This is a genomic window from Staphylococcus sp. HMSC069E10, from assembly GCF_001809205.1.
Classification (GTDB): Bacteria; Bacillota; Bacilli; order Staphylococcales; family Staphylococcaceae; genus Staphylococcus; species Staphylococcus hominis.
The window spans coordinates 273,050-294,392 of the sequence record NZ_KV796489.1 but is presented as its reverse complement, the minus strand read 5'-3'; the positions used below and the strand labels follow the sequence as shown (position 1 = coordinate 294,392).

Below are 21,343 nucleotides of genomic sequence, written 5' to 3'. Positions count from 1 at the left end.
AATAATCAATCACTCCTTTACCTGTTATTAAATTTTTGTGCGTGTTAATTTAAACTTCACTAGGCTACTTTTTATATAATTTAATGAGTATAAAATAGGTTTACCCATTTCATCATAATGGACAACCTTTAATAACATTAATCCCTCATGTGGTTCAGCATTCAATATGCTAGAAATATGAGGTTCATAACTGATTGCTTCAATTTCAGTTTCAGCAGAAGCTACCTTATGCCCAGTATTAAGTTCAATTGCATTAAGCATCGATCCATCACTTTCTTGATATTCGGTACAAGTTAAATGATGTTCAGCAATCTTATCTAAACAATAAATAACTGGATGATGATTCGCAGTACGTAGTCTTTCAATAATTGTTATAGGCTGCTTATCTTCAATATCTAACATTTTTGCATCTAATAAAGAAGCGGGTTGCTGCTCTAAACTCAAATATTCTGTACTTGCTTCATATCCCGCTTTTTTAATCATTTCACTAATACTAAATAATTTATTTAAAGGATAATAAAAGGGCTGTAGAGCCTTTATACTTGTTCCTTCTTCAAAATTATCAGTTAAAACTTGTTCAATAATAAGTTCTCCAATCGCTTCATAGACATCATCTGTTTTAACGTTAACTTCTCTAGCAATGGATAAATTGCTAGGAAGTTTATCACCAGGTTTTAAAGAATGATTTTTTATTTTTTTAAAAATATATTCTTTTACTTTAAAAACTGAGTTCAATTCAGTCATACTCACACCTCTTCATTCTCAAAATCTATTAAAACTTGTCTTGGTTTACTGCCTTTTTGTGGACCAATAACATTATTTCTCTCTAAATCGTCCATTAATCTTGATGCACGATTATATCCAATTCTGAATTGTCTTTGTAAAAGCGACGTACTTGCTTTTTGTTTCTCAATTACAAAAGCGTATGCATCATCATATAGTGCATCTTCACTTTTCATTTCTGATTTCTCTACAGGAGCATCAGGTTCCATTTCTTTTACGTAATTTGCTTTTTGTTGTTCAACTACATAATTTACAACTTCTTGTACTTCTTGATCACTTAAAAATGCACCTTGAACACGTGTCTGTGTGGATTCACCATTACCAACATAAAGCATGTCGCCTTTGCCTAATAATTTCTCTGCTCCTCCAGAGCCTATGATTGTTCTAGAGTCTGTTTGTGAACTTACAGCAAATGCAATTCTTGAAGGGATATTATTTTTAATAATCCCCGTGATAACATCTACAGAAGGACGTTGTGTTGCTACAATTAAATGTATACCCGCTGCACGGGCCATTTGTGTAATACGCTGTATTGCATTTTCAACTTCTTTTCCTGCCACCATCATTAAATCTGCTAATTCATCAACAATGACAACGATATAAGGAAGTTCTGATTGCTTTTCATCAAGTTCTTCATTTTGACGTCTTATAAATTGATTGTATCCTTCAATGTTTCTAGTAGACGAATGTTGAAATAAATCGTAACGACGTTCCATTTCAGCTACAATTTTCTCTAATGCCTGTGATGCTTTATGAGGATTTGTTACTACAGGTATTAATAAATGTGGAACACCATTATATACATTTAATTCTACCATTTTAGGATCAATTAACATTAATTTTACCTCGTGTGGCTTAGCGTTTAATAAAATGCTCGTAATAATACCGTTGATACATACTGACTTACCACTACCTGTAGAACCAGCCACTAATAAGTGAGGTGTTTCATTCAATTCAATAGTCATTGGTTCTCCGGAGATGTCTCGTCCTAAACCGACTTCTAATTTATTTTTTGCTGGAAATTTTGATTCTAAAACTTCTTTTAGCGTAACTAAAGAAATTTTATCATTTGGAACCTCAATGCCTACAGCTGAACGTCCAGGTATAGGCGCTTCAATACGAATGTCCTTCGCAGCAAGTGCTAAAGCTATATCATTATGTAAATTAACGATTTTATTTACTTTAACACCTTGAGCTGGTTGAACTTCATATTGAGTGACAGCCGGTCCAATTTTAATTTGAGTCACTTTAGCATTAACTCCAAAATTTTTCATGGTTGATTCTAATATTTGACCTTTACGTTGTACTTCAGCTCTTGAAGTTGTCGTTTGTTTTGTTGGCTGTTTAAGTAATGATAAAGGAGGAATGTGATAGGCTACATTGCCAACTTCTCCTGCTTCTATGATCGAACTATTATTCGTATCGTCATCATTAGAAACGTGTTTTATTTTATCTTTTTTCATAGAATTTGACGCAGACACATGCGTAGGTTCTTTATCTTGATGGTCTATGTCAAATTGACGTTTTTTACGTTTAGATCGTACTTTTTCTTCATCCGTTGCTGCATGATGGCTATATATAGGAATATCTTCATGTTGCTGTTTCACTTCTGGGAAGTCACTCACATCTTTCATGACTTCATCTTTCCTTTGTTGTTCTTCTAATTCTCTTTGGTGTGCCAATGCTTGACGCTGTTCTTCTTTTTCACGTAATCGTTCTTCTCTTCTAATTTTATTTGCTTCTCTTTTTTCTTTTAAAGTAGATGAGGCACTCTGAGTAGAACGTTTAAAATAATCAATTGTGTTTCTCGCCACATCTCTATGATGTAATTTTAGTAATAGGATAAAGCTCGATATCAGTAAAATCAAAGTCACAATGATAATCCCAGCAATAGAGATTAAAGGTACAAATAATTTTAATAAATAAAAGCCTATAATACCTCCACCGAAATTTGGAAAATGAGTATGTTCATAAGATTTATAGACGTAAGACAATACCGGTTCTCTTTTCGCAACTTCTCCTTTAGAAAAATAATAAATGAGTTGAGAAACAATCAGTAATACAAATTGTAATAAAATGAGACCGAATGTACGACGTGTTTTTGGAAAATGTCTTTGCATTGCAATATAAATCGTAATTAAACTTACTAAAATATATGTAAGGTAACGACTTGCGCCAAATAAATAATTGAAAAAGCTATCAATCATTCTACCAACAAGCCCTAATTGAAATATTCCTAAAATAGATATAATCACAATTACAATAGCAATAATATACCTTATAGAACTATCTGTTTTTTGTTGCTTTTTCTTTTTAGTTTGGCGTGCTTTCGTTTTCGTCTTTGAATTGGTTTTTCTAGTCGTTGTTTTTTTCTTAGTTCGTGGCAAATGTTACACCTTCTTTTATTTTTAATTATAATAATGACATTTTCAAAAATATAAAAAAATGTAAGTTATGTTTTAGAGTTAAAAGTATGAAAGAGGTTGAGACAATATGTATCACATAGACTCTTAAGCCCATTTTTAAATAATTAAAAATAAATGAGTCAAATCATCTTTTAAAATTATAGAGTTCACTATAAAAGTTAGGGTAAATGTCTTATCTTTTATATACTTTCAATTTAATACATCAATGAATCTATAAATAAGAATGATAAACGTTTATATTTTTAATTATTTTATAAAAGTGATATTGTCCCGACCTCTTTATTAAATGTATATCTTTTAAATTTCAGAAATAACTGGAATAATCATTGGGCGACGTTTTGTACTTTCGAATAAAAGCTTGCTAATTTGGTCGCGCATATTTTGTTTAATTTCAGACCACTCAATGCGTTTTTCTTGTAGTCCAGCTTCCACAATTTCTCGAACTTTATCTTCCGCTTCTTGCATTAATTCTTCACTTTCACGTACGTAAACGAATCCGCGTGATTGAATTTCAGGTCCAGCAGCTATACGTCTATTTTTAGGGTCTAATGTTACTACTGCAATAAAGATACCATCCTCTGCAAGAAGATGACGATCTCTTAACACAATATTTCCAACGTCTCCTACACCTATACCATCGATAAGAATATTACCTGAATTTACTTTTTCATTTAATACCATGTGTGAGCCATCAAAATGAATCACATCACCTTTTTCGACAAGGAAAATCTTTTCAGGTGCAACACCTGCTTCATTTGCTAATTTTGCATGAGCAATTTGCATTTTAAATTCACCTTGAACAGGAATAAAGTATTCAGGTTTCATAATATTAATCATCATTTTTAATTCTTCCATACAACCATGACTAGAGGCATGAATTTTTTTATTATTTGGAATAATATGTGCACCTGCTCGAACAAGTTCATTTAACGTATTGGCTATAATAACTTCCATATTTGCTGAAGCAGTGATGGCTAAGTAAACTGAATCGCCCTCTTCAATATTTAAAATCTTATGTTTATGTTGGGCCATTTGACTCAACGCTTCAATAGGTTCGCCTTCCATACCTGTTGCTATAATAACGACTTCATTTTTAGGATAGTTTTCAACTTCATTGATTGGAAGCAATAAATCTTTAGGAATATCAAAATATCCCATTTTGCGTGCAGTATTAAATGAACTTTCAAGAGATTTTCCTAAGAAAGATACTTTACGATTTAATTTACTAGCAACATTCAATACTTGTTGAATTCTAATAAAATTCGATGCATAGCATGAAACAATTAAGCGTCCTTTTACTTTAGCAAATGCATCATAAATATGCGATTCTATGACATTTTCTGGAGTATTATAACCAGGTTTTTCTGCTTCAGTTGAATCACTAATCAAAGCAAAAACACCTTCTTCTCCAATTTCAGCCATGCGTTTCATATCAGGAGCATAATGCCCTTGTAAACTTTGGTCAAATTTAAATTCACCTGTATATACAATTGAACCGTGTGAAGTATGAATACAGATACCTAAACTATCTGGAATACTATGTGATGTATTAAAGAAAGTAATATTGACGTTTTTAAATCTCATCACTGAATCATGATTTACAGTATAATATCGTACTTTTTTCTTTATATTTCTTTCTTTGATACTTTCTTTAACTAAAGCTAAAGTAAGTTTTGATCCATAAATTGGTGCATCAACTTGCTCTAAAATATAACTCACTGCACCAATTGCATGTTCATGACCATGACTTAAAAATATCCCTTTTAATTTATCTTTGTTTTCTACTACATATTGGATGTCAGGAATAACAATATCTACTCCTAACATTTCATCTTCAGGAAACATTAATCCTGCATCTAACATAAACATCTCATCGTCTACTTCGACGATATACATATTTTTAGCGATTTCGCCTACGCCCCCAAGTGGAATAATGCGAATATCGTCATTCTTTTTCTTTACTAAACTCAAAATGTTACCTCCTATAATTAATTCCCGTCCATATAAACTCATAATTTATTATAATTTAATTTACGAAGGATGTACACTATTAAAGTGTGTTGTAACTAAGGAGTAAAAGACCTTTAATAAAAAAATATATACTTTCATAAAATCATTCTTTATATATATAAAGAAGGTTAGGACTTCATTTTGTCCTAACCTTAACTTCATTCATTTATTCATCTAAAACTTTATGAGACGCATTTACACGGCCTTGTTTATCAATTTCTGTAATTTTAACTTCAATCGTATCACCGATTTTTAAAACGTCTTCAACTTTATTTATTCTATCTTTAGAAATTTGAGAAATGTGTAATAAAGCATCTTTACCTGGGAATAATTCTACAAAAGCACCATATTTTTCAATACGCTTAACTTTTGCATGGTATACCTGGCCAACTTCAGCTTCGCGGGTAATTTCATTAATAATTTCTCGAGCTCTATTTATCATTTCTTGATCAACAGCGCCAATAAAGATAGTGCCATCTTGTTCAATATCTAACTTAACGCCAGTTTCGTCAATAATTTCATTAATTTTTTTACCACCTGGACCAATGACATCACGAATTTTTTCAGGTTTGATATGCATAATTTCTACCTTAGGTGCATATGCACTTAATTCACTACGTGGTTGATCGATTGTTTGTAACATATGATCCATAATTGCTAAACGACCTTGACGAGCTTGTTCAAGAGCTTCTTCAATCACTTCACGTGTTAAACCATCAATTTTGATATCCATTTGAATCGCAGTAATTCCCTCTTTAGTTCCAGCAACTTTGAAGTCCATATCACCTAAAGCATCTTCCATACCTTGAATATCAGTTAAAATTGTATAACTATCTTCACGAGTGACAAGACCCATAGCAATACCAGCTACTGGAGCTTTAATAGGCACACCAGCATCCATTAACGCTAATGTTGATCCACAAATTGAAGCTTGTGAAGATGAGCCATTTGACTCTAATACTTCACTCACAATACGAATTGTGTAAGGGAACTCTGTAGTGTCAGGAATGATATATCTAAGCGCTCTTTCACCTAGTGCACCATGACCAATTTCACGACGACCTGGCGCTCTCACTGGACCCGTTTCACCTACTGAGAAATTAGGGAAATTATAGTGGTGCATAAAACGTTTTTCAATTTCAGGTCCTAATCCATCAATAAGTTGATAGTCTCCTAATGCTCCTAAAGTAAGTACAGATAATGCTTGAGTTTGTCCACGGGTAAACAATCCAGAACCATGTGCACGTGGTAATAAACCAACTTCTGATTCAAGCGGACGAATTTCATCTGGTTTACGTCCATCAGGTCTAATTTTTTCATCTGCAATTAATCGACGAACTTCTTCTTTTACTAAATCATTTAAAATCGCATATACTTCATCGATAAGCAACTCATTTTCTGGATCCGCTTCGTCTACAAATTCAGTAGCGATTTCTGCTTTAAGTGCATCTAAATTTTCATCACGTTGTTGTTTGTCAAATGTTAATACAGTTTCTTTTAATCCTTTTTCTTCCGTTAAAGATTTTACTCGTTGTACTAATTCTTCATCACGTTCAACAGGAATAAATTCTTTTTTTACAGGTTGAATATGCTCAACAACTTCTTCTTGGAAAGCAACTAAGCGTTTTATCTCTTCATGACCAAAGAAAATCGCTTCAAGCATTTCTTGTTCTGTAATTTCACTCGCACCTGCTTCAACCATATTTACAGCATCTTTATGACCAGCAACTTCTAAATCTAAACGAGATACTTCTTTTTGTTCAAGTGTTGGATTAATCACGTATTTTCCATCAATATATCCTACATTTACACCGGCAATTGGTCCTTGGAATGGAATATCAGACACGCTCAATGCCATTGACGATCCAATCATTGCTGCCATTTCTGGGGAGCAGTCTGGATCCGCACTTAATACAGTATTCATAATTTGAACGTCATGTCGATAACCTTTAGGGAATAATGGTCTAATTGGTCTATCAATTAAACGTGCAGTAAGTGTCGCTTCATCTCCAGGACGACCTTCGCGTTTTTTAAATCCACCTGGAATTTTACCAGCCGCATACATTTTTTCTTCATAGTTAACTGTTAAGGGGAAAAAATCACCATCACGTGGCTCTTTAGAAGCAACTGCTGTAGATAATACAACAGTATCACCATAACGTACTAAAACTGCACCATTAGCTTGTTTCGCTAATTGACCTGTCTCAATCGTTAACGATCTTCCAGCCCATTCAGTTTTGAACACTTTCTTTTCTTGAGACATTATGAATCTCCTCTCTGAAATCTAATACTTACATCATATCATTTATTTATATATTTTTATATTAGTGTTTATGATAAAAATACAAAAAAAGGAAAGTACCAATCTAAATGGTGCTTTCCCTTCAATATATTTAAAATTAACGACGAATACCTAATGATTTAATTAATTCACGGTAACGTTGAATATCTTTACTACGTAAGTAGTTTAATAAGTGTCTACGACGACCAACCATTTTTAATAATCCACGACGTGAATGGTGATCTTTTTTGTGTTCACGTAAGTGTTCGTTTAATGCAGAGATTTCTGCAGTTAAAACAGCGATTTGTACTTCTGGTGAACCAGTATCTGTTTCGTGTACACGATATTCTTTAATAATTTCATTTTTACGTTCTTGAGTAATAGCCATAATTAAATTCCTCCTAATTTTTGTTTACACCTTAATCTGAGCAAGGCGTCGGAGTTTCAACCTGCCAAGATAAAGGATTCAATAGTAATAAGTTTTTCGAAAACTCAACTTTAGATATTATACGATACATCATCACCAAAATCAACTGCTAAAAGATATTTTGCACGTTCTTTATCGTCATTCATTTGACTTACTAAAGCATCTATACCATCAAATTTTACCTCTGGTCTTAAATAATGGTGCCAATATACGATTACACGTTCTCCATAAATATTTTCTTCAAAATCAAAAATATTTACTTCTATCACCACTTCTGCTTTAGATGGATCGTGAAATGTCGGCTTAACACCTACGTTAGCTACCCCACGATATATTTTGTGTTCGGCACCTATTTCAATACTTACCGCATATACCCCTTTTTTAGGAAGGACATAATCATCGCTAGGTTGGACATTAGCTGTTGGAAAACCGATTGTTCGACCTCTTTTTTCTCCTTGAACAACTGTGCCTTTAATTCGATATAAATACCCTAATTCATCATTAGCTTTTTGTAGATTGCCTTCATGTAACGCTTGTCTAATTGATGTTGTTGAAATTTTTTCAGAATCTAAATCTAATTTACCGACTATTGTAGTATTAAATTCATCTATTTCATTTAACACGGCCATATTTCCTTTACCAAATTTACCAAATGTAAAATCAAATCCTGCAACAACTTCTTTAACATGATTATTAATAATATAGTCTTTGATAAACTCTTCAGCTGTGACGTTAGCGAAACGTGATGAGAAATTGATAACAATACAATAATCAATATCATGCTGTTCTATCATTTCTAATTTATCAGATAGTGGCGTTAAGTAATCTGTACGTTTACGTTCAGGATTTAATACTACTGATGGATGCGGATCAAATGTTGTTACTGCCTTTTTTAAATTTTTTTCTTTTGCACGTATATCTAATGATTCAAATACTTTACTGTGACCACGATGCATACCATCAAAAAAACCAAATGCCATTGCAACATCTTCTTTTATGAGTTGTTCATTTTGTATTGGATGTGTTATTTCTATCACTTTCATATCAATCAAAGGCTCCTTTAATTAAATACTTTTTTAGGTTTTATTTCGTTAATTTTGTCAGGATGATGTTCATAAATGGCTAATGCTTTTTCACTTATCTTATCAATAAACACAAATTGCTTTTCTAATGATAGAGTAAAATCTTTTTTTAGGAGTTTTTGACCATTTAAGATTCTATACTTTAAAGTGTCATCATCAATGACTACATATTGTAAACTTTTCAAACCATATTCTATAGGAAATAGATAATGTTGTAATGTTTCATGCTCATGTAATTCAGAAATTTTTTCAAGTGATAAACTTTCATTTATATTAAATCCACCCGAATTTATACGAGTTAACAACGACATATGAGCAGGATAGCCTAAAGCTTTGCCAATATCTGTTGCTAACGTTCTGATATAGGTACCTTTTCCACACGTTACTTTTATATCAAAATGACATGTTTGTTCTATAAATGTTAAATCAGATATTCGTTCAATTTCATCAATTTTAACTTGTCGTTTTGGCCGTTCAATAGTTTCTCCTTTTCTAGCATATTCATATAATTTTTTTCCATTTACTTTTACAGAGGAATACATTGGAGGAATCTGCTCTATTACTCCTTTAAATTCTTCTAAAACACGATCAACTTCTATAGAAGTAATCGTATTCGATGATATATTTACTTTTTCTATTACTTCTCCAGTTTGATCTTCAGTTGTCGTACTTTCACCTAATGTAATGGTTGCTTGATAAGATTTTCCCATATCCATGACATAGTCGCTCACCTTAGTTGCTGTCCCTATACAGATAGGTAGTACACCTGAAACTTCAGGATCTAATGTTCCAGTATGACCTATCTTTTTAGTTTTTAAGATTTTTCTAAGTTTAAATACAACATCATGACTGGTCAAACCACGTTCTTTATACACTGGTAATATACCGTTGTACATTTTTTCACACCCTTTAGTTTATTATGTCTCACTATGTATTATTAAATCATTTAATGTCTTATCCATATTTTATCAGTATTAATCATATAAAAAGGAGTAGGACTGAATTCATGTAAATGTTATCGTCCTACCCCCATTATATGTTGCATCTAAACTTCTTTTTCTGAAGTTATTTGATTGAATGTCACTGATTAATAACAATGATAAAGTATTATTTATCTTGTTTGTGTAAATCTTGAATCATTTTTTCAATTTTATTACCGTATTCAATTGATTCATCATATTCAAAGAATAACTCTGGTACTATACGTAATCTCATTCTTGAACCTAGCTCAGATTTAATGAATCCTTTTGCTTTATCTAAAGCTTTAAACGTATCATTAACTTCCTTCTTATTGCCAAGCACTGTTAAGAAAACTTTGGCTTGTAATAAATCATTTGTTAATTCAACGTCAGTAATAGTAATAAATCCTACTCTTGGATCTTTTACTTTATTATTAATGATATCCATAACTTCTTTTTTCATTTGTTCGCCAACACGTTCAGCTCTCATATTACTCATGGATATGTCACCTCTTTATTATTTAACATATGATTAGAAGAGAATGCTAAAGTGCCTACCTATATCATATACACTTTAGCCTCTTACAAATTAGTTATCTTTCAATTTCTACCATTTCGAATGCTTCAATAATGTCGCCTTCTTTAATGTCATTAAAGTTTGCAATTGTAATACCACATTCGTAACCTTGTGATACTTCTTTAGCGTCATCTTTAAATCGTTTTAACGTATCAAGTTCACCTTCGAATTGAACAATACCATCACGAATGACACGTACGCCTGCGTTACGAGTGATTTTACCTTCAGTCACGTAACTACCAGCAATGGTTCCAACTTTTGAAACTTTGAATGTTTGACGTACTTCAGCTTGTCCGATAACTTGTTCTTCAAATTCAGGATCTAATAAACCTTTCATCGCTGATTCAATTTCTTCTATAACATTATAGATGACTCTATGAAGACGCATATCAACATTTTCAGCTTCTGCTGCACGTTTCGCACCTGCATCAGGACGTACGTTAAATCCAACAATAATACCATTTGAAGCATTAGCTAATGTAACATCTGATTCATTGATTGCTCCTACAGCTGTATGAATAATACGAACATTTACGCCTTCAACATCAATTTTCATAAGAGATGCAGCTAAAGCTTCTACAGAACCTTGTACATCACCTTTAATAATGACATTAAAATCTTTCATTTCTCCTTGTTTCATTTGTTCGAATAAATTGTCTAATGAAACATTTTTGCTTTCTTGACGTTGTTGAATCACACTTGCTTCATGACGAGCTTCACCAATACGACGCGCTTGTTTTTCATCTTTGAAAATAACGAAGCGATCACCTGCTTGAGGTACATCGTTAATACCAGTAATTTCAACCGGTGTAGAAGGCCCAGCTGTTTTAATTCTTTGACCCAAATCATTTACCATAGCTCTTACGCGACCATACGTATTACCAACTACAATTGAATCACCTACATGCAACGTACCATTTTGAACTAATAATGACGCAGCTGGTCCACGTGATTTATCTAATTCTGCTTCAATAACAGTACCTACTGCTTGCTTATCAGGATTAGCTTTTAATTCTTGTACTTCGGCAACTAAACCAATCATTTCTAATAAGTCATCAATACCATCACCATTTAATGCTGAAAGTGGTACAAAGATTGTGTCGCCACCCCAATCTTCTGGAATTAAACCATATTCAGTTAACTCTTGCATCACTCGGTCTGGATTTGCAGTTGGTTTATCAACTTTGTTGACCGCAACAATTGTTGGTACATCCGCTTCTTTAGCATGGTTAATTGCTTCAATTGTTTGAGGCATAACGCCATCATCTGCTGCTACTACTAAAATAGTGATATCTGTTACTTGAGCACCACGTGCACGCATTGTTGTGAAAGCTGCATGTCCAGGTGTATCTAAGAAAGTAATTTTTTTACCATTATTTTCAATTTGATATGCACCAATGTGTTGTGTGATACCGCCTGCTTCTCCTGCTGTGACTTTAGTATTTCTAATTGAGTCTAGTAATGTTGTTTTACCATGGTCAACGTGTCCCATAATTGTTACAACTGCTGGTCGTTCAATTGCATCTGGATCGTCTTCTTCATCATCAAAATAAGTTGTTAGGTCTTCTTCATTAACAACAACTTCTTTTTCAATTTCAACACCATAATCATCTGCGATAAGTTCTAATGTTTCTTCATCTAATGATTGGTTAATATTAGCAACAATACCTAACAAGAATAATTTTTTAATAATGCCAGATGATTCGATATTTAATTTATCAGCAAGTTCTCCTACTGTAATACCTTCCTCATACGTGATTTTTGAAGGCATTTCTTTAGGTTCAGCAGCAGATTTGTTATTCTTACCTTTATTATTATTTTTGTTGTTTTTATTGTTTTTGCTATTTTTATTGTTTTTTTTCTTTGAATTAGATTTGTTTTGATTATTATCTTTTTTACTTTGTTGTTTTTGGTGATTATTTTGAGTGTTTTGTTTTTTATTTTCTTCATTTTGTGATGATTTGAACTTTTTATCAAGCATCTTAATTTGGCCATCTTCTAATGCTTGCATGTGATTGGATACTTCAACGTCCATTTTCTTTAACTCATCTATAATCTCTTTACTTTTAACATTTAATTCTTTCGCATATTCGTAAATTCTCTTTTTACTCATATAATCACTCCTTACAATATTCATCAATCATCGACATAAGTTTTTTAGCAAAACCTGAATCTGTCACGCCAACATTTACACGTTCTTCTTTGCCCAATGATTGTCCTAATTCTACTCTCGTACCGAAAACTCTAAACGGAACATGATATGTGTCACATTTATTCTTTATATTCTTTTTAGCGTTATCTGAAGCATCAGTAGATAAAATCACAAGTTTAATATTACGTTTTTTTATCTCAGATATGAGTACTGATTCTCCAACTTTAACTTTTCTAGCTCTCATCGCTAAGCCTAAAAAATTAAATATCTGTTCTTTTATCATTTAGGAATCTCTTCTCTATAAATTAATCGAATTACTTCTTTATATACAGGATCTAATTTTTCAGGACTTTCATTAAAGTACTTCTCGAGTACACCATTTTTTTGAGCATCTTCTACGCTTTTAACATCTTTTGAAACATATGCACCTCTACCTTGTTGTTTTCCAGTACCATCAGCGAAAATTTCGCCTTCTTTATTAATTACTACTCGAATCATGTCTTTTTTAGGACGCATTTCATTCGTGATGATGCATTTGCGCATTGGAATTTTCTTCTTCTTCATTTACTACTCACCCCATATGCTTAAACGTATTAATGTTCTTCTTTATTATCTGAAGCGTCTTGTGCTTCATTTGAAGTTTCATCAACTTCCGCTGATAATTCAGCTGTTGTTAAGTTTGTTTCTTCTAAATTTATGTCATCAATTTCAATATCTTTATCTTCAGAAAATACTATTTCATCAGCTTTTTCTTCAGATTCAATTACAGGATAAATCCCTGCTTCGCGAGCATCTGTTTCAGATTTAATATCAATTTTCCATCCTGTAAGTTTGGCAGCTAAGCGCGCATTTTGTCCACGTTTACCAATAGCTAATGATAATTGATAATCAGGTACTACCACTACAGTAGATTGGTTATCTTCATCAACAATAACTTCTAAAACTTGTGATGGGCTTAAAGCATTACGTACAAAAACGTTTGGATCTTCATCCCATTGAACAATATCGATTTTTTCTCCACCTAATTCTTCAACAACCGCTTCAACACGTGAACCTTTTGCACCTACACAAGCTCCCACTGCATCTATATCTGGATTTTCAGAGTATACACTAATTTTAGAACGATCTCCTGCTTCACGTGCAACTGATTTCACAATAACAGTTCCATCATAAATTTCTGGAACTTCTTGTTCAAATAAACGTTTTAATAAACCCGGATGACTTCTTGACACATAAATTTGTGGACCTTTTGTTGTTTGCTCTACTTTATTAACATAGACTTTAATTCTTTCATTTGGAATGTATGTCTCATTAGGACTTCTTTCAGCTTCAGATAAAACCGCTTCGATTCTACCTAAATTAACATACACATATCGATGATCAACACGATCAATCACACCTGTTAAAATATCTTCTTCTTTATCAATAAACTCAGAGTATAAAATTTCTCTTTCAGCATCTCTTAGACGTTGCATTACTGCTTGTTTAGCAGCCTGTGCGCCCACACGACCAAAGTCTTTAGGTGTGACATCTTCTTCGTAAATATCACCTATTTCATAAGCAGGATTTTTAACTAAAGCTGTGCTTAAATCAACTTCTTCACGATCATCAAATACTTCTTCTACAACTTCTTTACGTGCGATGACTTTAAATGTGCCTTCATCCATATTTAATTCTACACGGACGTTTCTAGCACTATCATAATTTTTCTTATATGCAGTAATTAAAGCTGCTTCAATTGCATCAATCAAAACTTCTCTTGGAATTTTCTTTTCCTTTTCTAAGTATTCAGTTGCTAATAATAATTCATTACTTGCCACAATTATTCCTCCTCATCACGTTAAATCATTACAGCGTGACGTGCTTTTGCAATTTTATTTCTTGGTATCTCAATTGTTTTTTTCTTTGCTTTTTCTTTAACTTCCATAGTTATTGTGTCATCATCGACAGACTTCAGAATGCCTAACCATTCTTTATCACCTTCAATTGGCGCATAAAGAGATATAAATATAGGTTGCTCTATCGCATTTTGATAATCTTTTTCTTTTTTTAGTGGACGTTCAGCTCCAGGTGAAGCTACATCAAGATAATACATTTCAGGAATAGGATCATTTTGATCCATTGCTTCACTTATTTTTTCAGAAGCAAGCGTACAATCATTTAAATCCACGCCACCTTCTTTATCAATAGAGATTCTCAAAAAACGATCTTTGCCTTCTTTTGCATATTCAACATCAACTAATTCAAAGTTTAAATCATCTAAAATGGGAGTAATGATAGTTTCTACTTCTTCAGTAATTTTACTCATACAGGCCTCCTTTTTTGGCAAATAGAAAAGAGCGGGTATATGCCCACTCTTTCTGCCTGAGTCTAAATTTTTACACAAACTAATTATAACATACTTTATATGCTTAAACAAATGAAGCTACTATTAATACTTCTAAGTTGTCCATTTACATATCAAAAATGGACAATTGTGCTTTATCTGGTAAATCTGGTAATGAACCCAAATCATCAAGGTATTCAATAATTTTTTGAGATAAACCTGCTTTTTTATTAAGGTCTTCTTTGGATAAAAATGGACCGTCTTCACGTGCCTCAACAATACGTTTAGCTACGTTTTCACCTAATCCTGGCACAGCAATAAATGGTGGGATCAATGTATCATCTTCAATAATGAAATCAAAAGCTTGACTTTTTTCTAAGCTAATCGGCTGCATTTTAAATCCACGATGTGCCATTTCATTCATTATTTCTAATACTGTTAATACATCTTTTTCTTTTTTTCCTAAATCCATATAACGAGAATACATATCTTTAACTGTGTTCTTAATACTTTCTTTATCTTTAATCATTGTAATTAAATCAAAGTCTGATGCACGAATTGTAAAATATGCTGCATAATAGTATAACGGATGATGCACTTTAAAGTATGCAATACGTACAGCCATAAGTACGTAAGCAGCTGCGTGAGCTTTAGGGAACATGTATTTAATTTTTAAGCATGAATCTAAATACCAATCAGGTACATCATTCGCTTTCATCGCATCTATCATTTCATCCGTAAGTCCTTTACCTTTACGCACAGACTCCATTGTTTTGAAGGCCATTGATGGTTCAAGCCCAGCATACATAAGATATACCATAATATCGTCACGACAACCAATTACACTGGATAAATCGCAGATGCCTGAGCGAATTAACTCTTGTGCATTACCAAGCCACACATCGGTACCATGTGATAAACCTGAAATTTGTACAAGTTCAGAAAATGTTGTTGGCTTAGTGTCTTCTAACATTTGACGAACGAAACCTGTACCAAATTCAGGTACACCAAATGTGCCTGTCTTACATAAAATATCCTCTTCTGTTACACCTAAAGAAGCCGGACTACTAAATATTTGCATTGTCTCCTTATCATCAACAGGAATCGTTTTAGGATCGATACCTGATAAATCCTGTAACATCCGTATCATTGTAGGATCATCGTGTCCAAGTATATCGAGTTTTAACACATTATCATGAATCGAGTGGAAATCAAAGTGTGTGGTCATCCAAGATGCACTTTGATCATCTGCTGGATATTGTATCGGTGTAAAATCGTAAATATCCATATAATCAGGAACTACAATAATTCCTCCTGGATGCTGTCCAGTTGTACGTTTAACACCTGTACATCCTTTGACAAGTCTATCGATTTCCGCACCACGTTTATGAATACCTTGATCATTTAGATATCCTTTAACGAAGCCAAATGCCGTTTTTTCAGCCACTGTACCAATTGTACCTGCTCGGAATACTTTATCTTCTCCAAAAAGTACTTTCGTATAGTTATGGGCATGCGGTTGATATTCACCACTAAAGTTCAAGTCAATATCTGGTACTTTATCTCCTTTAAATCCTAAGAAAGTCTCAAATGGAATATCTTGACCTTCTTTAATTAATTCGCCACCACATGTTTCACATGTTTTATCAGGTAAGTCGAATCCTGAACCTACCGACCCATCATCAAAAAATTCACTCGTCTTACAATGTGGACATATATAGTGTGGAGGGAGCGGATTCACTTCTGTTATCTCTGTCATCGTTGCAACAAAGCTCGAACCTACAGAACCACGTGACCCTACCAAATATCCATCATCTAATGACTTTTTAACTAACCGTTGTGATATGAGATAGATAACTGAAAAGCCATTACCAATAATACTATCTAATTCTTTTTCGAGACGATCAATGACAATTTGCGGTAAGTCATCACCATACAATTTTTTCGCATTTGTATAGCTTAATTCACGTATTTCTTCGTTAGCGCCCTCCATACGTGGCGTAAATAATTGATCTTTAATTGGAATTACTTTCTCAATTCGGTCTGCTAATTCATTCGTATTTTTAACAACAATATCATAGGCTTTATCTTCTCCTAAAAAATGAAATTCATCTAACATTTCATCTGTTGTTCTAAAATGTGCTTCTGGAAGTGTGGAACGATTTAATGGATTACCTGGTTGTGATGCAATTAAAATTTTACGAGCAATAGCATCATGCTCAAATAAGTAATGAGCATTACCAGTAGCTATCACAGGTATTCCTGTACTTTCTCCCGCTTTTAAAATACGATCATATATTTCATACAATGTTTCAGTATCACGGATTAATTCACGATCGATTAAATCTTGATAAAGCTTAGGTGGTTGTACTTCTATAAAATCATAATACTTTGCTATTTTTTCAACTTCAGATTGATCACGTTGCATCACAGCTGTAAATAATTCCCCTTCATCACAAGCTGTACCTACTAGAATGCCTTCTCGATATTCATTTAATAATGATCGTGGAATTCTAGGTGTTCTATAATAATATTTTACTAAAGAAGCACTTACGATTTTAAATAAATTCTTGAGTCCATCTTGATTTTGAACTATGAGTGTGACATGGGTTGGTCGTGCACGTTTATAGGCATCTTCATTTGATAACTTTTTATTAATATCTTTATGATTAGTCACACCTAGTTCTTTCATCTGTTGAACCATTTTAATGAAAATATAAGCCGTTGCTTCAGTATCATAAATCGCTCTATGGTGTTGAGTAAGTTCAACGCCATATTTTTTAGCTAAGAAATTTAATCCATGTTTACCATATTCAGTGTTAATGGTACGTGATAATTCAAGAGTATCAATCACTCCATTAGTTGATGGACCGAAACCTAATCGTTCGTACCCTGTATCAATAAAGCCCATATCGAATGAAGCATTATGCGCTACAAAAATGGCATCTCCTACCCATTCCTTAAATTCTGTTAGTACTTCTTCAATTTCTGGTGCATCCACTAGCATGTCATCTGTAATGTGTGTCAGATTAATTATTGTTTCTGATAATTTTTCATGTGGATTACTAAATCTTTCAAATTTATCTATAATTTCGCCGTCTTTAACTTTGACAGCAGCAAGTTCGATAATTTGATCATATTGATTAGATAAACCTGTTGTTTCGACGTCAAACACTACATATGTAGCTTCTTTTAAATCTCTATCAGTAGGTTTATAGGCAATAGGCACACCATCATCGACTAACATGCCTTCCATCCCGTAAATCATTTTAATTCCATTTTTTTCCGCTGCACTATGAGCATCAGGAAAAGCTTGAACCACATTATGATCAGTAACAGCTATTGCTTTATGTCCCCATGCTGCAGCCTGATTAACGTACGCACTGATGTTTGGAATACCATCCATTTGACTCATTGATGAATGTAAATGAAATTCGACACGTTTCTCTTCTGCTTTATCTTGTTTAGGTGTCTTTTTGATTTCTTCAATATCTGACATCATCATGACTAAATCACGTACAAACGTATCTTCTTCTATACGACCTTGTGCACGTACCCATTTACCTACACTTAAGGCTTTAAAGTGATTTAAATCATCCTTATTTTTTCTAGTAAACATTTTTAATACTAAAGAATCTGTATAGTCTGTCACTTTAAGTTCAACAATGTGACGTCCACTTTTTAGTTCTTTAATGTTAATATCAAAGATAACCCCTTCAATGGCTACTTTAAATTCTTCTTCAATAATTGTTTCAATAGGTTTAATATTTTCAACGTGAATTGGCTTTCCTATTTGACATTTTTCAACACTACTGCCGTTATTATCTTGTTGTTTTGCTTTTTCAGCTTTTATTTTTTCAATTTTTTCTGTAGCTTCTTTAGCACTTTGTTGATCTTCTTCTTGAATATGTGCCTCTAATGAAGCAAGATCTTCATCTCTATTCGAATCATCAGTTTCAAATATTACTTTATCTATATCAAAGCCACATTTTTGAAATGCTTTTACTAAACTACCATTACATACTTTATCAAAATGATTTCTTTCAATATCATTTGAAGTCATTACTTTTAAAACATTACCTGACATAATTAAACGTTTTTGTTTAAGTTGACCCTTCACTTTTGGTGATAAAGCTGTGTGTTCAATACAATGTCCAAAATATTTAATCACATGTTCATCTTGATTCGATGTATTTTGAATTGTAAAATGCCAGTCCACATGTGCAATATCTTTAAACTCTTCTTTAATTGCATGAGTAAAGATTAAATAATCTTCATTTGAAAGAAAATAAGGTAACGTAATCTGAAATTCCCAACTTCTATTTTTATTTGATACATCTATTCGTGTGAGTTCACCTTTTTCAAGTATTTCTTTATCCAATTGATTTGAAATCTTAATTTGATCGGCAAGTACTCTAAATTTTTCCTGACTTGTCATTGCCACAAAGAATAACCACCTTATTTCGAACTTATCATTTACTTTAAAAAACTTGATTTATATTATACTACTTTCACATTTATTTTTCATGATTACAGTTTAACTAATAAAAACAATAAAAGAGGTTGGAAACAACAAAATGTTCCAACCATTTTTATTCATGTGCACCTATAGTTTTTCATAGAGTGAAGCAATGTGATTGTCTAATTCATTAACATGAACTTCTTCACTTTCACCCGTTTGACGCACTTTAACTTCAACAATACCTTCACTTGCATTTTTACCTACAACAATTCTTATCGGTAAACCAATTAAATCAGCGTCATTAAATTTAACGCCTGCACGCTCTTTACGATCATCATAAAGTACATCATATTTAGATTGTAATTCTGAGTATAATTTATCTCCTAATTCAAGTTGTTCTTCTTTTTTAGGATTGATTGTAATTAAATGTAAATCAAATGGAGTGACTGACTTTGGCCAAATAATACCATTTTCATCATTATTTTGCTCAACAATCGCACTTAATGTTCTAGACACTCCGATACCATAGCAACCCATAATTAAAGGTTGCGCTTTACCTTGATTATCTAAAAATTTAGCATTCATTGCTTCAGAATATTTCGTTCCCAGTTTAAATACTTGTCCAACTTCAATACCTTCTGCAAATTTTGCATTTCCAGAACCATCACTTAACGGTTCACCTTCTAAAATAAATCTAAAGTCTCCGTATTCATCGATATTAAAATCACGCTCAACATTTGCATTAATATAGTGATAGCCATCTTCATTAGCACCTACCACTATGTTATTTAAATCTTTAACAAAATTATCAGCAATAATTTTAATGTCTTTATTATGAATAGGTCCTAATGAACCAGGATTTGCTCCAAGTAAATTTACAATTTCATCTTGAGTCGCCATTTCCACATTATCAGTTTCAAAGTATGCTTTCACCTTCACATCATTGAGCTCGTGATGGCCTCTTACTAAAAACATCATGAATTCTCCATCCACTTTGAAAATCATTGTTTTTACAATTTCATCAATTGGACGATTTAAAAAGTCAGCCAATTCTTGAGCTGTTTTAATATTTGGCGTTTCTATTTTTTCTAGTGATTTAATGTCTGTATGTTTCTCATTTGGATAATACTTAACTTCAGCTTTTTCAATATTTGCTGCATAATCACTATTTTCACTATACACAATCGTATCTTCACCAATTTCACTTAAAGCCATAAATTCATGTGTATGATTACCGCCAATAGCACCTGAATCAGCTACTACTGGACGCGCATTAATTCCAACACGTTTAAAAATACGACTATAAGCATTGTACATCTCTTGATATGTTTGATCTAATGATGCTTCATCAGCATGGAAAGAATAAGCATCTTTCATGATGAACTCTCTTCCACGTAATAAACCAAAACGTGGACGTTTTTCATCACGGAACTTAGATTGAATTTGGAATAATGTTAATGGTAATTGTTTATAAGACTTTAATTCGTCTCTAACGATAGAAGTCACTACTTCTTCGTGAGTAGGTCCTAAAGCAAATTCTCTTCCATTACGGTCTTTTAATCGCATTAATTCAGGACCATAAGCGCCCCAACGTCCCGACTCTTCCCAAAGTTCTGCTTGCTGCAATGCTGGCATTAAAATCTCAACTGCATCAATATTTTCCATTTCTTCACGAATGATTTTAGAAATATGATTTAGTACACGTGTTGCTAAGGGTAAATAACTATAAATACCACTTGTGCTTTGTTTAATTAAACCTGCTTTTAATAACAACTGATGACTTAAAGCCTCAGCTTCAGAAGGGACTTCTCTCATTGTTGGTATAAAGACTTTCGATTGTTTCATTTTTTATCCTCCT

The 21,343-nt window shown here is 32.8% G+C and carries 14 protein-coding genes and 2 pseudogenes; all 16 read right to left on the bottom strand.

Annotated elements, in window-relative coordinates; all coding sequences use genetic code 11:
* Positions 1-27 precede the first annotated feature (27 nt).
* Positions 28-744 (bottom strand): GntR family transcriptional regulator, encoded by a 717-nt coding sequence (locus HMPREF2561_RS08430; protein WP_048762400.1) that lies wholly within the window; start codon positions 742-744, stop codon positions 28-30.
* 2 nt (positions 745-746) lie between these two features.
* A pseudogene (locus HMPREF2561_RS08425) lies at positions 747-2,420 on the bottom strand (DNA translocase FtsK); the annotation flags it as partial.
* 77 nt (positions 2,421-2,497) lie between these two features.
* Positions 2,498-3,170, bottom strand: a pseudogene (locus HMPREF2561_RS11050) (cell division protein FtsK); the annotation flags it as partial.
* A gap of 336 nt (positions 3,171-3,506) precedes the next feature.
* The gene (gene rnjB / locus HMPREF2561_RS08420; RefSeq protein WP_017174616.1) at positions 3,507-5,180 is read right to left on the bottom strand and encodes a ribonuclease J2; all 1,674 of its coding nucleotides are present in this window, start codon (positions 5,178-5,180) and stop codon (positions 3,507-3,509) included.
* 205 nt (positions 5,181-5,385) lie between these two features.
* Complete coding sequence (gene pnp / locus HMPREF2561_RS08415; RefSeq protein WP_019835109.1) at positions 5,386-7,482, bottom strand: polyribonucleotide nucleotidyltransferase; 2,097 nt, start codon at positions 7,480-7,482, stop codon at positions 5,386-5,388.
* A gap of 136 nt (positions 7,483-7,618) precedes the next feature.
* The gene (gene rpsO, locus HMPREF2561_RS08410) at positions 7,619-7,888 is read right to left on the bottom strand and encodes a 30S ribosomal protein S15 (RefSeq protein ID WP_017174614.1); all 270 of its coding nucleotides are present in this window, start codon (positions 7,886-7,888) and stop codon (positions 7,619-7,621) included.
* Positions 7,889-7,998: 110 nt separating this feature from the next.
* Entirely contained in the window at positions 7,999-8,970 is a 972-nt protein-coding gene (gene ribF, locus HMPREF2561_RS08405) for a riboflavin biosynthesis protein RibF (protein ID WP_070468672.1), read from the bottom strand.
* Between the two features lie 17 nt (positions 8,971-8,987).
* Positions 8,988-9,905, bottom strand: coding sequence for a tRNA pseudouridine(55) synthase TruB (gene truB / locus HMPREF2561_RS08400; protein WP_048762395.1), 918 nt, complete (start codon positions 9,903-9,905; stop codon positions 8,988-8,990).
* Between the two features lie 211 nt (positions 9,906-10,116).
* Complete coding sequence (rbfA, locus tag HMPREF2561_RS08395) at positions 10,117-10,467, bottom strand: 30S ribosome-binding factor RbfA (RefSeq protein ID WP_019835112.1); 351 nt, start codon at positions 10,465-10,467, stop codon at positions 10,117-10,119.
* Positions 10,468-10,561: 94 nt separating this feature from the next.
* A complete protein-coding gene (infB, locus tag HMPREF2561_RS08390; protein ID WP_070468669.1) occupies positions 10,562-12,658 on the bottom strand; it encodes a translation initiation factor IF-2 in 2,097 nt (698 codons plus the stop codon).
* A 4-nt stretch (positions 12,659-12,662) separates the two neighbouring features.
* A complete protein-coding gene (locus HMPREF2561_RS08385; RefSeq protein WP_017174611.1) occupies positions 12,663-12,980 on the bottom strand; it encodes a YlxQ family RNA-binding protein in 318 nt (105 codons plus the stop codon).
* Entirely contained in the window at positions 12,977-13,261 is a 285-nt protein-coding gene (gene rnpM, locus HMPREF2561_RS08380; protein ID WP_002448835.1) for an RNase P modulator RnpM, read from the bottom strand. The genes HMPREF2561_RS08385 and rnpM overlap by 4 nt, the downstream gene beginning before the upstream one ends.
* A gap of 29 nt (positions 13,262-13,290) precedes the next feature.
* On the bottom strand, positions 13,291-14,517 hold the full coding sequence (gene nusA, locus HMPREF2561_RS08375) for a transcription termination factor NusA (protein WP_019835114.1): 1,227 nt from the start codon (positions 14,515-14,517) through the stop codon (positions 13,291-13,293).
* A gap of 20 nt (positions 14,518-14,537) precedes the next feature.
* Positions 14,538-15,005, bottom strand: a complete 468-nt coding sequence (rimP, locus tag HMPREF2561_RS08370; protein WP_070468667.1) for a ribosome maturation factor RimP — start codon at positions 15,003-15,005, stop codon at positions 14,538-14,540.
* A 145-nt stretch (positions 15,006-15,150) separates the two neighbouring features.
* Entirely contained in the window at positions 15,151-19,461 is a 4,311-nt protein-coding gene (locus tag HMPREF2561_RS08365; RefSeq protein ID WP_093514707.1) for a PolC-type DNA polymerase III, read from the bottom strand.
* Positions 19,462-19,629: 168 nt separating this feature from the next.
* On the bottom strand, positions 19,630-21,330 hold the full coding sequence (locus HMPREF2561_RS08360) for a proline--tRNA ligase (protein WP_017174607.1): 1,701 nt from the start codon (positions 21,328-21,330) through the stop codon (positions 19,630-19,632).
* Between the last annotated feature and the right edge of the window lie 13 nt (positions 21,331-21,343).

Excerpts from the sequence above, each read along its gene's own strand:
- HMPREF2561_RS08430 (WP_048762400.1), bottom strand. The coding sequence starts at position 744 with ATGACTGAATTGAACTCAGTTTTTAAAGTAAAAGAATATATTTTTAAA.
- pnp (WP_019835109.1), bottom strand. The coding sequence starts at position 7,482 with ATGTCTCAAGAAAAGAAAGTGTTCAAAACTGAATGGGCTGGAAGATCG.
- rpsO (WP_017174614.1), bottom strand. The coding sequence starts at position 7,888 with ATGGCTATTACTCAAGAACGTAAAAATGAAATTATTAAAGAATATCGT.
- ribF (WP_070468672.1), bottom strand. The coding sequence starts at position 8,970 with ATGAAAGTGATAGAAATAACACATCCAATACAAAATGAACAACTCATA.
- truB (WP_048762395.1), bottom strand. The coding sequence starts at position 9,905 with ATGTACAACGGTATATTACCAGTGTATAAAGAACGTGGTTTGACCAGT.
- rbfA (WP_019835112.1), bottom strand. The coding sequence starts at position 10,467 with ATGAGTAATATGAGAGCTGAACGTGTTGGCGAACAAATGAAAAAAGAA.
- infB (WP_070468669.1), bottom strand. The coding sequence starts at position 12,658 with ATGAGTAAAAAGAGAATTTACGAATATGCGAAAGAATTAAATGTTAAA.
- HMPREF2561_RS08385 (WP_017174611.1), bottom strand. The coding sequence starts at position 12,980 with ATGATAAAAGAACAGATATTTAATTTTTTAGGCTTAGCGATGAGAGCT.
- rnpM (WP_002448835.1), bottom strand. The coding sequence starts at position 13,261 with ATGAAGAAGAAGAAAATTCCAATGCGCAAATGCATCATCACGAATGAA.
- rimP (WP_070468667.1), bottom strand. The coding sequence starts at position 15,005 with ATGAGTAAAATTACTGAAGAAGTAGAAACTATCATTACTCCCATTTTA.
- HMPREF2561_RS08365 (WP_093514707.1), bottom strand. The coding sequence starts at position 19,461 with ATGACAAGTCAGGAAAAATTTAGAGTACTTGCCGATCAAATTAAGATT.
- HMPREF2561_RS08360 (WP_017174607.1), bottom strand. The coding sequence starts at position 21,330 with ATGAAACAATCGAAAGTCTTTATACCAACAATGAGAGAAGTCCCTTCT.